Annotated in this window: 2 protein-coding genes; both read right to left on the bottom strand. The window is 31.3% G+C overall.

From position 1 onward, the window contains the following. The coding region (locus tag VPNCDNU1_RS28570) for a hypothetical protein (RefSeq protein ID WP_145959512.1) at nt 1–201 on the bottom strand (201 nt) is incomplete at its 3' end. 681 nt (nt 202–882) lie between these two features. Beyond that, nucleotides 883–1190 (bottom strand): pentapeptide repeat-containing protein (locus tag VPNCDNU1_RS28565; RefSeq protein ID WP_237324248.1); only part of this gene is annotated, 308 nt, incomplete at its 5' end.

Raw genomic sequence — 1190 nt, 5'->3', positions numbered from 1 at the left:
ATTGGTGTTGGATGTTTCGCCACCATCAATAACTGTTGTTGTGTTTGCCTCAGGCAGAACAGTTGCAGTTTCTTCGGATTGTGTTGAGTTATTACTTTGATCCAATGTAATAGTGCTGTTTGCAGGAATTGTATTCGTATCAGATTCTGCATTACAACCGACTAAGATGATCATTGCTAAAGGTATGAATAGTTTAAGCATGCCTATAAAAATTCCTCGTAAATCTATTTTTGACTGTTATATGAATTATGGAAATTAATTATTCAAGTTAATTGAATAACAAGTCAGTCAATTCGGAGTTACATAATCTACAGGTGAAAAATAAGTAAAATATAAACAGATGTTTGAAGTTTTAATAACGGGTTTTGATTTGATGCTTCATTCCCTCTTGTTAAAAGTTGTGTAAGTAAGTGTGTAAATTTGTAAGGTTTGTGAAATGCTATCATTTGATTTATAAATATGTCAAAGATGTGTTTATAAAACATACCGTTTAGTATTTATAAAAAACCTTATAAAATAAGTGGTTAGATATTTCTTTATTTGCCGTATTTTTAATAGGTAAGTTATTTATTGCTTTTAAAACAATAGTATATAAATTTTTTTAACTTATTTTATATCATGTATGAAGTGGGTGGTATTGAGGTTTATTTAGTGTTTTCAGCGATTGTGGTTATCTTGTGATTATATTGAAATTATGTTTTATATATGTTTAATGACCGTTTATGCTTCAATTTTTAGAGCTAATTTTTATTATTTATGAGCTTTAAAGTTAAGTAATATTAAGAAAGTGCTGTAAGTGTGAATTTACAGTTTATTGTTTTATATATTCTTAAATAACTAAGAAATAACCAGCCCTGAGTGAGACAGAACCGGTTATGTGTATTACCAATTATGTGGGCAATAAAGGCAATTTTGCATATTCGCATCTTGAAAGATGGCATAATGCTTTCGAGAACCTGCCATATCGACATCCTTTAAGTTTGCACCATAAAATTTTGTCTCTTGAAGATTTGTATTCCTCATGTTTGACTTTAAAAAGTCCGTTTTTGTCGCCCATACCATTTCTAAATTTGCGGCTTCCAAAATAGCACCATGAAATGTTGCCTTGGAAACACGGGCAAACTCTAGGTTGGCCCCTGTAAGATCCGCACCGTTGAAAGAAGCAACTTGTGCAAACATCGCCCAGCCTT

The organism is Vibrio penaeicida (assembly GCF_002933855.1).
Classification (GTDB): domain Bacteria; phylum Pseudomonadota; class Gammaproteobacteria; order Enterobacterales; family Vibrionaceae; genus Vibrio; species Vibrio penaeicida_A.
Note: the sequence above shows the minus strand (reverse complement) of the source record. Positions and strands in the feature narration are given on the sequence as shown.